Annotated in this window: 15 protein-coding genes; 11 read left to right on the top strand and 4 right to left on the bottom strand. The window is 63.9% G+C overall.

The features are described from left to right. The first annotated feature begins 56 nt into the window (after positions 1-56). The 9 genes from ACWF5H_RS11770 to ACWF5H_RS11810 all read left to right on the top strand — a co-directional run bounded on the left by ACWF5H_RS11770 (position 57) and on the right by ACWF5H_RS11810 (position 10192). Positions 57-1658 carry a sugar ABC transporter ATP-binding protein gene (locus ACWF5H_RS11770; protein ID WP_452037021.1) on the top strand — a complete coding sequence of 534 codons (1602 nt, stop codon included), beginning with the start codon at positions 57-59 and terminating at the stop codon, positions 1656-1658. Further along, positions 1630-2625, top strand: a complete 996-nt coding sequence (locus ACWF5H_RS11775; RefSeq protein WP_452037022.1) for an ABC transporter permease — start codon at positions 1630-1632, stop codon at positions 2623-2625. The genes ACWF5H_RS11770 and ACWF5H_RS11775 overlap by 29 nt, the downstream gene beginning before the upstream one ends. Further along, a complete protein-coding gene (locus ACWF5H_RS11780) occupies positions 2622-3638 on the top strand; it encodes an ABC transporter permease (RefSeq protein ID WP_452037024.1) in 1017 nt (338 codons plus the stop codon). The genes ACWF5H_RS11775 and ACWF5H_RS11780 overlap by 4 nt, the downstream gene beginning before the upstream one ends. Positions 3639-3712: 74 nt before the next feature. Further along, positions 3713-4273, top strand: coding sequence for a hypothetical protein (locus ACWF5H_RS11785; protein WP_452037025.1), 561 nt, complete (start codon positions 3713-3715; stop codon positions 4271-4273). Next, positions 4273-5364 (top strand): Zn-dependent alcohol dehydrogenase, encoded by a 1092-nt coding sequence (locus ACWF5H_RS11790; RefSeq protein ID WP_452037027.1) that lies wholly within the window; start codon positions 4273-4275, stop codon positions 5362-5364. The genes ACWF5H_RS11785 and ACWF5H_RS11790 overlap by 1 nt, the downstream gene beginning before the upstream one ends. Before the next feature lie 29 nt (positions 5365-5393). Further along, positions 5394-6479: a zinc-binding dehydrogenase gene (locus ACWF5H_RS11795; RefSeq protein WP_452037029.1), complete on the top strand. Its 1086-nt coding sequence runs from the start codon at positions 5394-5396 to the stop codon at positions 6477-6479. A gap of 210 nt (positions 6480-6689) precedes the next feature. After that, on the top strand, positions 6690-7697 hold the full coding sequence (locus ACWF5H_RS11800) for an AraC-like ligand-binding domain-containing protein (protein WP_452037031.1): 1008 nt from the start codon (positions 6690-6692) through the stop codon (positions 7695-7697). A gap of 122 nt (positions 7698-7819) precedes the next feature. After that, positions 7820-8659 carry an IclR family transcriptional regulator gene (locus ACWF5H_RS11805; RefSeq protein ID WP_452037032.1) on the top strand — a complete coding sequence of 280 codons (840 nt, stop codon included), beginning with the start codon at positions 7820-7822 and terminating at the stop codon, positions 8657-8659. A 90-nt stretch (positions 8660-8749) separates the two neighbouring features. After that, positions 8750-10192 (top strand): benzaldehyde dehydrogenase, encoded by a 1443-nt coding sequence (locus ACWF5H_RS11810; protein ID WP_452037034.1) that lies wholly within the window; start codon positions 8750-8752, stop codon positions 10190-10192. A 147-nt stretch (positions 10193-10339) separates the two neighbouring features. Here ACWF5H_RS11810 and ACWF5H_RS11815 read toward each other — a convergent pair whose 3' ends face one another. The 4 genes from ACWF5H_RS11815 to ACWF5H_RS11830 all read right to left on the bottom strand — a co-directional run bounded on the left by ACWF5H_RS11815 (position 10340) and on the right by ACWF5H_RS11830 (position 14100). Further along, positions 10340-10978 (bottom strand): hypothetical protein, encoded by a 639-nt coding sequence (locus ACWF5H_RS11815; RefSeq protein ID WP_452037036.1) that lies wholly within the window; start codon positions 10976-10978, stop codon positions 10340-10342. Then, a complete protein-coding gene (locus tag ACWF5H_RS11820; protein ID WP_452037038.1) occupies positions 10975-12969 on the bottom strand; it encodes an alpha/beta hydrolase in 1995 nt (664 codons plus the stop codon). The genes ACWF5H_RS11815 and ACWF5H_RS11820 overlap by 4 nt, the downstream gene beginning before the upstream one ends. Next, positions 12966-13298, bottom strand: a complete 333-nt coding sequence (locus ACWF5H_RS11825; protein WP_452037040.1) for a hypothetical protein — start codon at positions 13296-13298, stop codon at positions 12966-12968. Before ACWF5H_RS11825 ends, ACWF5H_RS11820 begins: the two co-directional genes overlap by 4 nt. A 187-nt stretch (positions 13299-13485) precedes the next feature. Continuing rightward, positions 13486-14100 (bottom strand): thymidylate kinase, encoded by a 615-nt coding sequence (locus ACWF5H_RS11830; protein ID WP_452037041.1) that lies wholly within the window; start codon positions 14098-14100, stop codon positions 13486-13488. A gap of 162 nt (positions 14101-14262) precedes the next feature. Between ACWF5H_RS11830 and ACWF5H_RS11835 the strand changes: the two genes are divergently transcribed. Further along, positions 14263-15312, top strand: a complete 1050-nt coding sequence (locus tag ACWF5H_RS11835; protein ID WP_452037042.1) for an LLM class flavin-dependent oxidoreductase — start codon at positions 14263-14265, stop codon at positions 15310-15312. Positions 15313-15424: 112 nt separating this feature from the next. Next, a complete protein-coding gene (locus ACWF5H_RS11840) occupies positions 15425-16096 on the top strand; it encodes a DNA alkylation repair protein (protein WP_452037043.1) in 672 nt (223 codons plus the stop codon). Positions 16097-16119: the final 23 nt, after the last annotated feature.

Raw genomic sequence — 16119 nt, forward strand, 5'->3', positions numbered from 1 at the left:
CCTCGGCGGCTGGCCCGCACCGGTCGTTGGGCACCCTTGTGCCCTACAAGAAGAAAGTGAGCGAAAATGGACGCGAACTCCGCGCTCCTGAAGCGAAGACATCTCGATCTGAGCCTGGTGGCGTGCTGCTGGACGTGCAGTCGCTCAGCAAGCGGTTCGGCCCTACCGTCGCCGTTCGGGACGCTTCGTTCAACATTCGCGCCGGTGAAGTTCACGCGCTGGTGGGCGAGAACGGTTCGGGTAAATCTACCCTCGTCAAAATTCTCAGTGGAATTCATGCCCCCAATAGCGGTGAAATTTCCGTCGATGGCACCCGCTTTCAAAGCTTCACCTCACCCCGGGCGTCGCAGGGCGCCGGCATTGTGACTGTGTTCCAAGAAGTACTCTCGGTGGGCAGCCGAACAGTATTGGACAACCTGTGGCTGGGTGTAGACGGGGCCTTCACCACGAAGGTGCGCAAATCGGACAAGGCTGAGCGTGCCCAGAAAATCCTCGCCGAACTTCTCGAGCACCCGCCGCGGCTTGATTCCCGTGTGGAGGACCTTTCGCTCAGCGACCGGCAGGTTTGCAGCATTGCCCGCGCCCTGCTGCGAAACCCACGCGTCCTGATACTGGATGAGGCGACATCGGCCCTGGACTATGACAGCCGCTCACGGCTGTTCCGCGTCGTCAAGCGGCTGTGCACAGAAGGCGTGGGCGTCATGCTCATCACCCATCGAATGGATGAGATCGAAGAGATAGGTGATCGCATCACCGTCCTTCGCTCCGGCATCACTGTGGGAACGGTCGACGACGAGAAGTGGACGACTGAGCAACTAGTGGTAATGATGACCGGAAGCGACCACTTGGCCCCGGCTGCCGCGCGGGTCGAGACGCGGGAGCACGTCACGGATGCACCGGTAGTTCTGGAAACACGGGGGCTCTCGCTGGCGCCGGGATGCGCCCCTATCGACGTCCAGATTCGTGCCGGCGAACTGGTCGGCTTGGCAGGACTTGAAGGGCAGGGGCAGGACGCATTTCTGAAGGCTCTCGCAGGAATGGGCAACATGTCCGGCGACGTGGTGCGGACAGAAGGCGACCGTGAAGCGGTCATCTCCAACCGGGAAGCTGCACACTCCAAGCGGATTGCATATGTGCCGCGAGAGCGGCGGGGCGAGTCTCTTTTTGAATGGATGTCCATACTCGACAATTTTTCCATCGCCACAGTAAACGAGGATGTCAGGGGAGGATTCCTTAGCCCCCGCGCTGCGGCGCGACGCTTCAGCGATTACGTCTCACGACTCAGCATCAAGACCGGGAACACCACCAACGCGATCACTACGCTTTCCGGCGGCAACCAGCAAAAGGTCATCATCGCCCGCTGGTTGGCAACGAAGCCCGAGATCTTATTGCTGAACGATCCCACGCGTGGCATCGATATCAACGCCAAGCGGGACCTCTACCGTCTCCTCGGCGAACTGACCGCCGAAGGCATGGCCGTTGTCATGCTCTCCACAGAGGTCGATGAACATGTGGAACTCATGGATCGGGTGCTCGTCTTCGATGACTTCGAGTGCACCCACGAGTTCCACCATATGGATCTGACCAGGCAGGGCCTGGTTGCAAGTTTCTTCGGGAAGGAAAGCCGCGATGAGCACGGTCTTGCACAGAACCAGTAGTAGCGTCGCCCCCAAGGTTTCGCTCGCGGAGGGCATGCGGCTCTTCTTCCGGCTGCGTCCCGCCGCTTTTGCCACGATTCTGACCGTCATCATGCTGGCGATCAACATCGCGGTGCAACCGCACTTCGGTCCGGTACAACAACTAGCGGCATTCGCCCCTATCGCGCTGGCCGCGATGGCGACCGCAGCGGCAGTTATCGGAGGCGGGATCGACCTTTCAATCAGTGCACAGATGACTTTCGCCTCTATTCTGTTGGTCGGCTACCTTACGCCCGCTGGCCTGGGCGGTTACATTGCGATTCCCATCCTGCTGGTAGTCGGGGCAATCCTCGGTACGCTGAACGGCCTTCTCGCCGTCGTCCTGCGCCTTCCCCCGATTGTGGCCTCGTTGGCTTCGATGTTCATCCTGACCGGGATCAACCTGCGGCTGGCTCCCACGCCCGTGATCCTGTTCGACGGGTGGGTGCTCAACTTGGCCAGCCAGGTGTGGTTCATCCCCGGTGCCCTGCTGACAATTGGAGTACCGCTCGCTCTGTGGTCGTTCTTCGTGCGGACAGCCTTCGGCCGGAACCTCTATGCAATCGGCGGCAATGACGCAACCGCTTTTTCTGCGGGGGTCAACGTGGGGCTCATCCGCGTCGCTTCCTACGCCATCGGCGGCGTGATAGCCGCGGTCGGCGGGATCGCCCTGACGGCGCTGGTGAGTTCCGCCGACGCATCGACAAGTTCTTCATACGTCATTGGTGCCATCACCGCTATCGCCCTCGGCGGCATTGTGATTACCGGCGGCCGAGGCGGCTTGCTGGGCGCTGTCGCCGGCGCCGCCGTCATCTTCCTGGTTCAGAACATGTTGACGTTGTTCAACGTTTCCCAGGTCTGGCTGAATCTCGTCTTTGGCGCCTTGCTCTTGTTCGCCGTCATCACCGGTTCGATCATTGCCGCGCCACGTAAGGAGAATAACTCATGACAACACTGTCGGCCGCGGCTGAGCCCACTATTGACGAGCGTCCCCGCGCGACTGAACTACTGGCCCGGGCGCAGAGCAAGTTTCCGCTCCTGCAGATTGCCATCACGGTTGTCGCGTTCCTCGTTGGTGCCTTCACCCTGGACGGTTTCGCGTCGGAGAATAGCGTGAAGTCGTTGCTGATTCTCGCGTCCCTCGTCGGGCTGGCGGGAATCGGTCAAACATTGGCGATCCTCATCGGCGGTGTGGACATGTCGGTGGCGAACTTCCTCGTCGTCGGTGCCGTATTCGTCACGCAGTTCACGCAACTCTATGGCATGAGCTTCACCACCGCATTGCTCTTGCTCGTCCCGTTCACTGCCATCCTGGGCGGCTTTGTGGGTTGGGTCTGCCACCGATTCAATGTGGAGCCACTGGTCGTCACGCTGGCAATGGGCACTTTTGCGCTGGGGCTCATGCAGATCCAGACAGAAGGCACGATCGCCGGCGGCGCGCCGGGATGGCTGATGGCGCTGACTTCACTTCGGTCAACAACATTCGGACTACCGTTCCCGCCTGTCATCGCGATTTGGGCCGTGGTCACAGTTGTCCTGGCCATCTTCATCCACCGCACTGCAGTGGGTCGGCGGATGTTAGCGGCAGGGGCCAACGGGCGCGCCGCAGGATTGTCACTCATCAAGGTACGGCGCATGTGGGTTGTTGTGTTTGCGCTGAGCGCGCTCTTTGCCGGACTGGCAGGGGTCGTGTTGGCGGCGTTCTCAGGAACGGTCAACACATCGATCGGCGGTCCGTACCTTTTCCAGAGTCTTGCGGCGGTCATTATTGGCGGCACCGTGTTCGGCGGGCCCGGCGACTACTCCCGGACCGTCATTGGCGCCTTGATGCTGACCGTTATCACGACGGTGCTTATCGGACATGGTCTCGCAACGAGTGACCAGCAGATACTGTACGGCGCCGTCATTCTGGTCGCCATGGCGCTCTATGGCCGGGGCCGCAAGATGAGCGACCGGGTATAACTTCCCACGCGAAATGCCTGGACGGTGGTCCACACCGCACCAGTGGAGATGAATCACGGAAAGAGGAGAAGAAAATGCTTCACGCAGATCCCATTGAGCACTGGCAAGTGTCCCATCTTGCAGCTCTGGATTACGACGCATTGATGAACCTGTTCAAGTCGTTGGAAGCGCCAGCACCGGGTGAGGTGGCGGGGGAGTACGCCGGGATCGACTACCTGGGCCAGAGCGAGGAGACGTTCGCGGCTGCCCTCGAACGCGTCAAAGCCGGCAACGGCACGTTCTGGCTAGGTAAGGGTATTCCGGGAGAAGAGGGCGACGGAGCCTCCGGATACAACCGCTTGCGCACGCCAGATGGAACAGTCCTGCGGCGGGACCGGTTCGGAGTGCATCGCGGGACTTCTCCGATCGACGGCAAGGAGACGCTGATGCTTAAGTACAGCGACTTCGACAATGCCGCGGGGAACATCGGCTTCCTCGATGAGGTCCGGAAGGTGAATGACAACCTGTACTTGTGCACTGGAACGCCGGAAGAAGGTAGCGGGACACCAGGCTTCTTCTTCCTGGCCGGACCGTCCGCACCGTTCCATGGCGTCGACGACCGGGAGAGCGAACTGCATGAGGGAGCTGTTGTCTGATGCGTGCAGCTGTTGTCAACGCACCCGGCTCGGGATTCAGTGTCGAAAACGTGGATCTGGCGGATCCTCTTCCGCACGAGATCGTCGTGCAGGTCCGAGCGAGCGGGTTGTGTCACAGCGACCTGTCCATCGCTGAACACGGACTCGGGTTCCGGATGCCCGCACTGCTCGGTCACGAAGTGGCGGGGGACATAGTCGAGATCGGAGCTGACGTCACCTCGGTAAAGGTCGGCGACCGGGTAGTGGTGTGCATGGTAGCTGGGTGCGGTATTTGCCGAGAATGCCGGGCCGCTCGTCCCTACCGCTGCCAGCGCACCACCAGCCTCGAACGGGAACCCTCGGACGCTCCTCGCATCTCGCGCGGCGGGGAAGCGCTGACTCAGTTCATGGGAGTGGGCGGATTCGCTCAGCATGTCCTGGTGCACGAAAACCTCGCTATTCCGTTGCCTGAGGAAGTCTCTTATGACGTCGCCTGCCTGCTCGGGTGTGGGGTCGTCACGGGAGCGGGGGCTGCCATCAACACCGCAGGCATCCGGCCCGGCGACACCGTTGCCGTTATCGGTTGCGGTGGCGTTGGCTTGAACACTATCCAGGGTGCTGTGCTTGCAGGTGCTTCGCGGGTTATTGCGGTGGATCTGCAGCCCGGAAAGCTGGAGCTCGCGAAGAAGTTTGGTGCCACTGACGTCGTCGACGCAGGTCAGTGCGACGCAGTCGGTGCGGTCAAAGAACTCACGGGCGGCGGCGTGGACTTCTCGTTTGAGGTGATCGGTCTGCAGCCTACGGCGGAGCAGGCCGTGCGCATGCTGAGCGTAGGCGGAACCGCGCTGCTGATTGGCGTGCAAAAGCCGGGAAGCCGTCTGGACCTGGAGCTGTTCGGCGAGATCATCCTGCCGCAGCGGCGGATCGTGGGCGTGGCCATGGGGTCAACAAATCCGCACCGCGATATCCCCATGTTCGCGGACTTGTATCTGCAGGGCCGCTTTAACCTGGCGGACCTTGTTTCTGAGCGGATCACGCTCGATGAGATTGACCGCGGTTATGAACTGCTCGCCGGCGGTGCCGTGGCGCGCGCTGTGGTCACCAATTTTTAGAACAAGCTAGCTGAAAGAAGCGAACTATCGTGAAAGCTCTCGTACTCGACGAGGTCGGATCATCATTCCGGCTCGCAGATGTTAATATCGCTGCCCCCATCGGTCGGGAGGTGCTGGTGCAAGTTAAGGCAAGTGGACTGTGCCACAGCGACCTGACCGCCAGTTCGTTGGGCGGATGGCCAGTCCCGGCCATACTTGGGCACGAGATCTCAGGCGTGGTGGCAGCAGCCGGGCCGGAAGCCACTCGTTTTTCGGTCGGCGACCATGTCGTTGCCTCGCTGCAGTCCCACTGTGAAAGCTGCGCGGCCTGTCTGCAAGGCGACATCAATATGTGCAGCAACCCCGGCTTTGTGGCGCGCACGGAGGAGCAGGAGCCGCGGTTGACGCTTGACGGCTTACCTGTCACGGCCGTCGCGAATCTGGGCGGTTTTGCGGAGCAAGTTTTGCTGCATGAAAACAATCTGGTCCGAATTGACCGGCCCATCGCCCACGAGATCGCCTGCATTCTTGGATGCGGGGTTCTGGCCGGCGCAGGAGCTGTGATTAACGCAGCGAACGTTCCGGAAGGTTCGACAGTCGCAGTATTCGGCTGCGGCGGCTTGGGCCTGACTGCTATCCAGGCGGCGCTGCTCGTTGGAGCCTCACGCATCATTGCTGTCGACGTTGCCGACGACAAACTCGAATATGCGACAAAGTTCGGCGCGACTGACGTGGTGAACTCTGCCAGCCAGGATCCGGTCGCGGCCATCAGGGAGCTCACAGAAGGCGGCGCGGACTACGTTTTCGACTTTGTCGGGCGGCCTGAGGTGACAAAGCAGGCTTACGAGTCAGTGGGCCGAGCGGGTGAACTGGGGGTGATCGGGATCAACAAGCCGGGGGCCACACTGGAGATCAGCATCGGACCGGACTTCATCTGGAATCAAGTGCGGATCCGTCCGATCTTCAACGGATCTACCAACTTTCTGCGAGACATTCCTCAGTTTGTCGCGCTCTACGACGAAGGACGCTTCAAGCTCGATGAACTCGTCTCTCGGACCATCTCGCTGGATGAGGTGAATGAGGCCTACGCGGAGATGACGAGTCACATCGGGCGCACGGTAGTGACCTTCCCCTGACGCGGAAACACCAAAGGAGATGGGTTGCGGCTTCAAGGCGCAGCCCATCTCCTTTGGTCCGAACGGCGTCATGAAACGTTCAATCTGCGGGATCGTCCCATGGCGTGGGATTGTTCCATCCGGCGAGAAAATCCCAGATGTAATCTAGCTCTCACTTCAATGGCAACAAGCACGAAGAGCGAGGTTTCTGTGAACGCTTCAAGGGTCGCAATGTTAGGGATCGGGCCGGGCGTGCAAACGACTGTCACGCGGACGATTGACGAGTTTGCCGACCTCGTGCGCACCTCGGTCATGCCGCTATCAGTGAAGAGCAGGCACGGCAATGCGTTCGTTGGACGTATGCGAACCGCCGGCCGGGACAGGGTGTTCTGCTTCGAAGTGACCGCCCCAGAGCACACGGTAGAACGTACGCCGGAGCTTATCCGCGAATGCGCCACCGGGGAGTTCTACAAGCTCAGTCTCATGCTGCAGGGTGAGGGCATGGTGATGCAAGACTCGCGCGAAGCGGTCTTGCGCCAGGGTGATCTGGCGATTTATGACACGACCCGCCCTTATTCCGTCATTTCAAGCGAGGGAGCGAGAACGGCGATAGTGATGTTCCCCAGGGACATGATCGCATTGCCGCCGGAGATGGTGGCACGGCTTACTGCGGTTCGCTTCGACCGGTCCCACGGACTCGCTGCGAGTGTTTCCCCTTTTATCTCCCAGCTGATGATGCAGCTCGATCACTTTGCCCGGCCGGGAGGCTCAAGACTTCCGCATAACATCGTTGACTTGTTGGGCACCATGCTTGTCTCGGAACTCGACCTCGCACCCGAGGAAGCTACGCACGCGAGTCGGATGCTCCGTCAGGTCATGGGATACATCGAAGACAACTTGGGCGATCCGGACCTGAAACTTGCTTCTATCGCCGCCGCGCACTTCATCTCCCCCAGGTACCTGCAGGCGCTTTTTCAACGTAACGGCCTGACCGTGAGCTCGTGGGTACGCGAGCGGCGTCTCGAACGATGCCACCGAGATCTTGTCGATCCGTCCCTGTCCAGCGAATCCGTCAGCGAACTCGCTGCGAGGTGGGGTTTCCTCGAACCGACACACTTTAGCCGGGCATATAAGAAGCACTTCGGGTTGAGCCCGCGGGAGGCGCGTGCCGGAGTCAACGGCAAAACACGTGGAGGCGTCGCAGGGAGTGCGCTCTTAGTCAATAAGGATGTGGCGTAACGCAAGGTAGTTCCCACCCCTTTCGATAGTGTGAAAGAGGTCACTGACCCGATGCTTAGAGGGCAGTCCGTTTGTCCTTCGGGAGAAGGCAGGCCGAGGTTGAGGACAGTGAGGAGCCAGCAGTGAGAGCAAATGGTCGTGAGCTTGATGAGTTTACGGAGGCTCCCGCCATTTTCCGCCCAACGATGATGCATGGGGCCGCGACTGAGGACGAGGTCGCCGTCGCGCCGCTGCTTGCGCGTGCCGTTGCCTTGCTGCGGTGCTTCACGCAGGCGGAGTACACGCTTTCGGCCAAGGACCTCGTTGAGCGATCGGGAATTCCTCGCTCCACTGTCCACCGCTTGATTGGCGACCTGGTCAGCCTTGGCCTCTTGACCCGCACCTCGGGTGGTAGGTACTGCGTTGGTTCACTCGTATGGGAATTAGCGCAACACTCCTCAATCCAACTGCACCTGCGCCATGCAGCCCAAGTGCATCTCACTCGGCTGTATGACGCCAGTGGCGAGAATATCTTCCTCGGAGTCATGACAACCGACGTTCCCGAAACAGCAGAGGTGATGTACGTCGGGCACGTCAAAGGCCCGCAGTCCGCACGGACAAACGCTCAAGAGGGGCGCGTTTTCCCTCTGCTGGCAACAGCTATGGGCGTTGCCCTCACTGCGGCGCGGCCAAAGGCATGGCGGGAGCAGATTCTGCGCCGGCTGCATCCGCGCGACATGCCTGCATTTGTGAATCAAAACGCGGGGGACGATGTCTTGGAGCAGTGGCATAGACGCGGGTACGCAGTGCAAATCGGCGAGGGGAGCGTAGCAATAGCCGCTCCAATTCTCGCCGACGAGGGGTATTCGAAGGCAGCAGTGGAAATGGTCGTTGCCCCAGAACGCTGGGATGAGCGTCGGCTTGCTCCCTTGATCCGGTCGGCTGTCGCGGCGATCGCACGTGATCTCCAAAAGGACGAATAACCAGCTTTAAGTCGGCTTCAATAACAAACAAACGAAGGAGGAAACATGGTTGCAGCAACTGAAGTGGCGTCATCGCTCATTGACGAGTCGGTGTTCACCGGAAAAATCTTCATGGACGGCGAGTGGGTGGAGGGCGCGGGCGGGACCATCGGATCGATTGCGCCGGCGACCGGGGAAACAATAGCAACTGTTGGGCTGGCCGGGCCGTCGGATGTTCGCCGTGCCGCCGACAGCGCCGCCCAGGCGCAGCGGGAATGGGCGGCCACCCCGCATCCCGAGCGAGCCGCAGTCATGCGCCGCGCCGGTCAACTGTGGGAGCAGCACGCCGAAGAAATCAGTGGTTGGAACATTCGCGAAGTAGGCGCGATCCCACCGCTCGCAGGGTTCGCGCTGCACGTTTCGGCGGCAGAATGCTACGAGGCGGCAACCTTGCCCTCCGCGCCGCTCGGATCCATCCTCTCCAGCGAAGAGCCGCGGCTCTCGCTGGCTGAGCAGGTACCCGTGGGAGTCGTTGGGGTGATTTCCCCCTTCAACGTGCCGCTGATCTTGGGGATTCGAGCTGTCGCCCCGGCGCTGGCCCTCGGTAATGCCGTCCTGCTGAAGCCGGACCCCAGAACGGTAATCACGGGTGGCATCTCAATGGTGCGGATCTTTGAAGAGGCAGGGCTGCCGAAGGGGTTGCTTCAACTCCTACCCGGAGGTGCCGACGTAGGCGAAGCGATGGTGGCTGATCCACAGGTCCGAGTCATAGCTTTTACTGGGTCCACGCGTGCAGGGCGAAGCGTTGGTGAGCTCGCCGGTAAGCATCTCAAGCGGGCGCACCTCGAACTGGGCGGCAACTCCGCCTTCATCGTGAGGGAGGACGCCGACGTCGAACAAGCAGTCAATCTGGCGACGTGGGGTTCCTTCTTGCACCAGGGCCAGATCTGCATGACGGTGGGCCGCCACATCGTGCATGAATCCCGGTTTGAGGAATACGTTTCAAAGCTGGCCGCAAAGGCCGACTCGATGGTGGTGGGCGATCCAGCAGCCGGACAAGTGCACCTCGGACCGCTCATTGACGAGGTGCAGCGTGACCGTGTGCACTCCCTGGTTCAGGATGCGGTAGCGCAAGGCGCCACACTTGCTGCCGGCGGTACCTATGATGGATTGTTCTATCGGCCCACTGTGTTGGCAAACCCGCCCAAGAACGCGGAAGCCTACTGTGAGGAAGTTTTCGGGCCGGTTGCTTCGGTAGTTTCATACGCTACCGACGAAGAGGCTGTTGAGCTTGCCTCGGCCACGGAGTACGGATTGTCGCTCGGCATCGTTAGCCGCGACGCACTCGGAGCATTGGAGCTAGCCCGACGCATCCCGACCGGCATCGTGCATATTAATGACCAGACCGTGAACGATGAAGCAACCGCCCCATTCGGTGGCTTGGGCTCATCGGGAACCGGGTCCCGCCACGGAGGTTCGCAGGCTAACATCGACGCGTTCACCGAAACCCGGTGGATTACCATGCGGCGTGAGCCGGGGCAATATCCGCTCTAGACCGTCCCAACTCAGACGGCGGTGTCCCTCCCCACGGACGGGGAGGGACGCCGTCGTTCTGTTTAGGTGGGTACCTGCTGCCTGCCGCGCGCCTCGAATTTGGCATGGGCCGCCTGGAGGCCGCAACAAGGCTCGGCCAGGCCTGCCTCAGGCGCCGTCCTCGTAGTACTGGCTGTTCTTGCCGTATTCCGGGTCCTGTTCGGAGCGGACCATGCGGTGGTCGTCGGGGTGGTCCAGGCACGGGCTGCTGAAGGAGAGGACCACGGTGCCGGTGCCGCCGAGGGTGTGGTGGGCGGCGGTGGCGCCGAGGTCGCCGTTGCGGAAGTAGAGTTTGCGCACGTCGCCGGTCTCGGCGGTAGTTTCGTTTTTCTGTTCCCAGCCCTGTGCGGACAGGTAGCCGGCGGCGGCGTCGAGGGCCGCGTTGGCCTGGTCGGTGTCCGCGACGTCGCCGGTGGCGCGGGCGACCCAGGCGGTCTGGGTCTGCGGCTGTTCGTTCTCGGGGCGCAGGCAGGTCTCTTCGCGGAGGACGTTCACCTTCAAGTCGACGGCGGAGGATGCCTCCGCCATGGCGTGGGTCAGCAGCTGCTCTAGCTGGCGGCCGTAGTCCTGCGAGGTTGCTCGGCTCTCCAGCGGTTGGTTCTCCTGCGGCATGGCGCAGCCTCCTAGGATGATGGCGGAAAGGGCGGCCGCGGTGGTGAGGCTGGCGGCGAAGCCGGGCGGCCGCCGTCGTGCTGTGCCGCGCAGACGTGACGGCCGGTGCGGTGGGAAGTATTCCCGCATGGTCATTTCTCCAGACTTTCAACCGTCACGGTCTCAAGATTGCCATAGGCATAGTCCTCGGGATTCTGCTCCAGCGGGCTGACGATGAGCGGGCCGTAGGCGGAGTAGGTCTGGTGGATCTGGTCCTCGACGTAGGGGCTGACCTCGGTGCCTTCGATGACGCCCTGGATATTGGTGGCGGAGGTGGAATCCTGCCGAAAGTAGTCGGTATGCCCGCCCATCAGGGAGTCGGGGTTATCGGGGGAGAGGAAGCCTGTCTCCAGCCGGACCGGGTCCATGGCGGTGGGGCTGCCGCCCCGCCAGAACGAGGGCCCGTGGTAACCGCCGCCCAGTAGCTGCGCGGCGGAGATCGGGTCGTCGCGGGTCTGCAGCCAGTAGCGGTGCGCGTCCGGGTTGGCCGTGTCAGCAGGACTGCCCACGTTGTGTCCGGTGCCGGCGGGCGCCACGTAGACAATGTTGGTGGAGTCGAGGCCTTCGCGCTCGCCGGTACCCAGCAGCGACCCGCCGGCGCTATAGCCGATGTACGTGGTGCGGGCATCCGGCCTGGTTTCCAGATCCAGGGCATGGTCGAAGGCCGCGAGCAGCGGACCGCCGTCCTCGTTGAACGAGGTGGTGATGTTGTCGGTGATCTCATTCGGCAGGTCGGTGCCTTGCCAGTAGAAAGAGACCGTGCCCGTTGAAGGCTCGCCGTTCACCGCATCCAAGCGGCGCGTGTAGGCTTCCAGCTGGCCCAGATCCGCGCCGGTGCCGGGAACCAAGGTTGCGATGGTCCGGGTGCCCGGGCCCAGTGCGCCGTCCATGGTGACAATGCGGCCGTCGCCTTCCAGACTGAGCGTCACCACCTGCAGTTGATGGTCGACGGCGAAGTCCAGTCCCGTGCGCAGCGTCGCCAGCCGGTTGTGCTCGGCCTCCCAATCCTCGAGATCAGCCATGTAGCGGTTGTAAGCCTGCTGGTACGCGGCACGCGGCTGCCCGTTCGTATTCCGTGCGTCAGCGAGGTAGTCGTTGAGATCCGGCTTGGTGCCGAGCTGCTCCTGCTGGGTGGCCACCGTTTCGCGGTAGCCCGCGGCGGTCAGGGTGTTGGCGCGGATCCGATTGGTGAACGGAACCCCGTTCAGCGCGCCGAACACCGCGGGGTAGAGCAGCAGCAGACGTTCCTGGTCATCCGGAGCCAGACCCTTCCAAGCGTCCCGGATGGTGCTGATCCCGGCTTCGGTCAGGCCGGCGTCGTTGGCCATGGCCCGGGCCATCACAGCCTCGGCCGAGCCCGGCAGCCGCCAGGCCGGCAGTGTGTTGGTGGCCAGCAGGGCGGCACCTTCGGGGTTGGCCGCCGCCCAGTCGCGCAGTTCCTGATCGGTGAGACCGGTCAGCGAGGCCAGGTACGACTCCGGGGTCAACGGACCGAAACGCTCATTCAGGCCGCTGGTGAAGCTGGCCCACGGCGGCGCGGCCGGGAGCGCGGCGGATGCAGCCAGCAGCGGGGTGGCCGGCAGCGAGTCCAGGGTGCCGCCGCTGATGGCCTTGAGCGCGGCGGCGGTCTCGGATCTCAGCGCCTGCCAGTCAGCCCGCAGCGAGGCTATCCGGCCGTTGAAGGCTTCCGCCCGGCGGAGGACACGCTCCGCTTGGTTGTCGTCCGGCGGTTCGTCGCCGTCCAACCCGGCCAGTTGAGCGGCGAGTGCGGGCCGCGCGGCGGCGAGTTCTTCTGCTTCAGCCTGGAGCGGCCGGCCCGCGGCGACGAAGGCGGCCACGGCATCCCGGGCCGCGCCCAGCGCCGCCGTCCATTCCTGCGTGGGGCCTTCGAGTTCGGCCAGCGCGGCGTGCACCTCCAGCTCCGTGTCCGGCTGCCGGTAGGCGTCCTTGAGCCCCGACCACGCGGCGCCGGCATCCATCAGGTAGCTGCCCGCGGAAGCGGCGCGCTGCGACATCTCCTGCACAGCGTCCGACAACTGGTCCCAGGGCACGTCGAACTCGGGGACACTGCCCAGCCTGATGGTCACGCCTGCGGCACCGGGCCGAAGCCGCGCGCCGCGAGCACCGGGGCGTCGCCGGCGTTCAGCGATTCGGCGAAGTCAGCGGCGGCAGCGGACATCTGTCCGTCGGCGTCGATGAACAGCTCGGCAGCCTCTGCCACCACCCGGGACTTGCCGTAGACCAGGCCGGCGATCCGCTCGCCCACTTCGCTCCGCGGGGTCCAGAACCCGGCGAACGCGTCCGCCACGTCCGCGGCACTGCCAAACAACGACGCCGCCTGCTCGCCGGCCGCTGCGGCGTCGCCTGCCGCCGTGTCCAGCGACTGGCCGTCGGCGGCCACATCCACCAGAACCATATGGAGCTGCCTGGGATTGATCCGCCAGCTGCCCATGCCCGTCCCGCCCTCCGTGGTTAACCGTTCCTCAGCCACTGTTCCACGGGACGGTGCGGAACTGAATGGGGAGCACTCCCCATCGCCGGGAAAATGCAGCTACTGGGCGGGCGTAGCCGTTGCAGCCACCTGGCAGCGCGGTTCACTGCAGCTAGCTGGCAGTGGGAGCCACCGCGGCCAGGACGCGGTGCAGCACCTCGCTGCGGGACCCGGCCGCGTCGACGACGCGCCAGCCCGAGGACCTGGCCATCCGCAGGTACGCCTCGCGTGCCGCCTGCAGATAGTCCGCCGACTCGGAATCCTCGCCCCGCGCGGTGATCCGGGCGTGCGCTGCCTCGGCGGGCAGATCCAGCAGCACCACGGCGTTCGCCCGGGGCAGCGCTCGGGCCAGCCAGGGCAGAACGCATCCTGGGGGCAGGCCGCGCACGTCGCGCAGCACCTGCTGGCATTGCAGGTGCCGGTCCATCACCGTGGTGCCAGGGAACACGGCCGCCCGCAGTTGGGCGGTCATCACGTTGATCAGTCGCACTACGGACTCGAACCGGTCCGCCCAGCGCGGCGCAACGCTTATGCCAAGGCGTGCAGCGGCCCGGGACAGCCACCGCCGGCCGGCCGGATTGCGCACCAACTGCGCAGCCCTGCCTGAGGTTCGCTCGGCTGCAACCAGTGCGGCCGCCGTCGTCGTCTTGCCGGCACCGTCTATGCCGAGGACGACGACGGTTCTGCGCGTGTGCCGACGTGCGTTGCGTCCGGTTTCGATTGGCAAAGGTCCCTGCTCTCGTCTGGTCTCCCCGTGACAACGAACGCCTGGCCGGGATCAATCCCCGAACGACTGTGACGTCGCTGAAACGAAACGCCGGGCGGCAGCAGATCCGCACGCATAATTGACTGGAATGCCAGCGCCCAGCCCACCAAAAGGACCAACTCCATGACCGATGCCGCCCCGCAGCCCTTCCGCTTGGGTTTCCTGGCCTTCGTTGAGCACTCCGGGATCGGCGGCGGCCGGTCCCGGGGCCTGGATGAAGGACTGGAGCTCTTCGAACTGGCGGAGGACCTTGGCTACGACGTCGGCTACGTCCGGCACCGCCATCTGGAGCACTACCTCTCGGCCCCGCTGCCGTTCCTGGCCGCGGCCGCGCAGCGAACCAGCAGCATCCGGGTGGGCACCTCGGTGACGCCGATCCGATTCGAGGACCCGGTCCGGCTGGCCGAGGAAGCCGGCACCGTGGATCTGCTGACCGGCGGCCGGCTGGAACTGGGGCTGAGCTCCGGGTACTCCAACAACGAGGGAACGTTTGCGCAGGCGTACGGCTCGATCGACGGAAGCCTGCGGGCCGTCGTGGACGAGCGCGTCCAGCGGTTCCTGCACGCGGTGGAAGGCCGGACCGTGGCAGTCGCCGACGAGCAGGTGCCGTTCGCCAAGGCCGGGGCAGCACTGCCGGTCCAGCCGGTCAGCCCGGGTTTGCGCGGCCGGATCGCCTACGGCGCCGGTTCGCTGGCCAGCGCGGAACGTACCGGACGGCAGGGGCTGGGCCTGCAGCTCTCCACCCTCAACACCGAAGTGACTGCGCTCAGCTTCGAGCAGGCACAGCTCGCTTGCATCGACGCCTACCGGGCGGAGCATGCCAAGGTGGTCGGCTGGCGCTCGCACGCGTCGGTGAGCCGGCAAATTGCGCCCTACACCAACGCGCAGGAACAGGCGGAACTGCAGTGGCTGTTGGACCGCGACGCGCAGCGCCAGGGCGGCAACCCGGACCTGCCGTTCCAGTTCGGCAGGGTGGCCGCCGGCTCCACCGAGCAGATCGCCGCGGCGCTCGCCGCCGACGTGGCGCTGGCGGCCGCCGATGAGCTGGTCATCGCGCTGCCTTTCGACTATCCGGCCAGCGTGGTGCGCCGCATCCTGACCGCCGCGGCCCGGGACATCGCGCCGGCGCTCGGCTGGCAACCCCCGGTCCCGGAAGTGCTCGGCCAGCGCTGAACCATAAAGCACAGGAGCACGACGACGGCGGGTGGGTGCCGCCGTCGTCCCCTGAAAGAGTCAGCGGGGACCCATATGCTGGATCCCAGACGTGAATGACCGGGAGGGTGAGATGTCAGAGGCGATGGTGGCCGAGGTGATGGCCGAATTGGCCACACTCGAGGATCCGAAGATGCGCGAGGCGAACGAGAAGCGCGGCGACGACCACGGCGTGAACCTTTCCAAGCTGCGCGCGGTCGCGAAGCGGCTGAAGACCCAGCAGGACCTGGCGCGCGAGCTGTGGGCGACGGGCGATACGGCGGCGCGGCTGGTGGCGCTGCTGATCTGCCGGCCGAAGGCCTTCGAGCGCGACGAACTGGACGCCATGCTGCGCGAGTCACGCGCTCCCAAGGTGCACGACTGGCTGGTGAACTATGTGGTCAAAAAGAGCCCGCACGCCGAAGAACTGCGCGTGGCCTGGTCCGCTGATCCGGACCCAGTGGTCGCCAGCGCCGGCTGGGCGCTGACCACCGAACGGGTGGCGAAGAAACCCGAGGGGCTGGACCTGCCCGGGCTGCTGGACACGGTCGAGGCGGAGATGAAGGACGCGCCGGACCGGCTGCAGTGGGCGATGAACCACACCCTGGCCCAGATCGGGATTGAGCACGCCGAGCACCGCGCCCGCGCGCTCGACATCGGCGAACGCCTCGAGGTGCTCAAGGATTACCCCACGCCGCCGAACTGCACCTCCCCGTTCGCGCCCATCTGGATCAACGAAATGGTGAGCCGGCAGGCCAAGGTCTAAACGGCCAACGGACGCCGCGCCCG

It is taken from the genome of Arthrobacter sp. NPDC055138 (assembly GCF_053607305.1).

Coding starts and splice junctions, on each gene's coding strand:
- ACWF5H_RS11775 (WP_452037022.1), top strand. CDS start 1,630: ATGAGCACGGTCTTGCACAGAACCAGTAGTAGCGTCGCCCCCAAGGTT.
- ACWF5H_RS11780 (WP_452037024.1), top strand. CDS start 2,622: ATGACAACACTGTCGGCCGCGGCTGAGCCCACTATTGACGAGCGTCCC.
- ACWF5H_RS11785 (WP_452037025.1), top strand. CDS start 3,713: ATGCTTCACGCAGATCCCATTGAGCACTGGCAAGTGTCCCATCTTGCA.
- ACWF5H_RS11790 (WP_452037027.1), top strand. CDS start 4,273: ATGCGTGCAGCTGTTGTCAACGCACCCGGCTCGGGATTCAGTGTCGAA.
- ACWF5H_RS11800 (WP_452037031.1), top strand. CDS start 6,690: ATGTTAGGGATCGGGCCGGGCGTGCAAACGACTGTCACGCGGACGATT.
- ACWF5H_RS11815 (WP_452037036.1), bottom strand. CDS start 10,978: ATGACCATGCGGGAATACTTCCCACCGCACCGGCCGTCACGTCTGCGC.
- ACWF5H_RS11825 (WP_452037040.1), bottom strand. CDS start 13,298: ATGGTTCTGGTGGATGTGGCCGCCGACGGCCAGTCGCTGGACACGGCG.
- ACWF5H_RS11835 (WP_452037042.1), top strand. CDS start 14,263: ATGACCGATGCCGCCCCGCAGCCCTTCCGCTTGGGTTTCCTGGCCTTC.
- ACWF5H_RS11840 (WP_452037043.1), top strand. CDS start 15,425: ATGTCAGAGGCGATGGTGGCCGAGGTGATGGCCGAATTGGCCACACTC.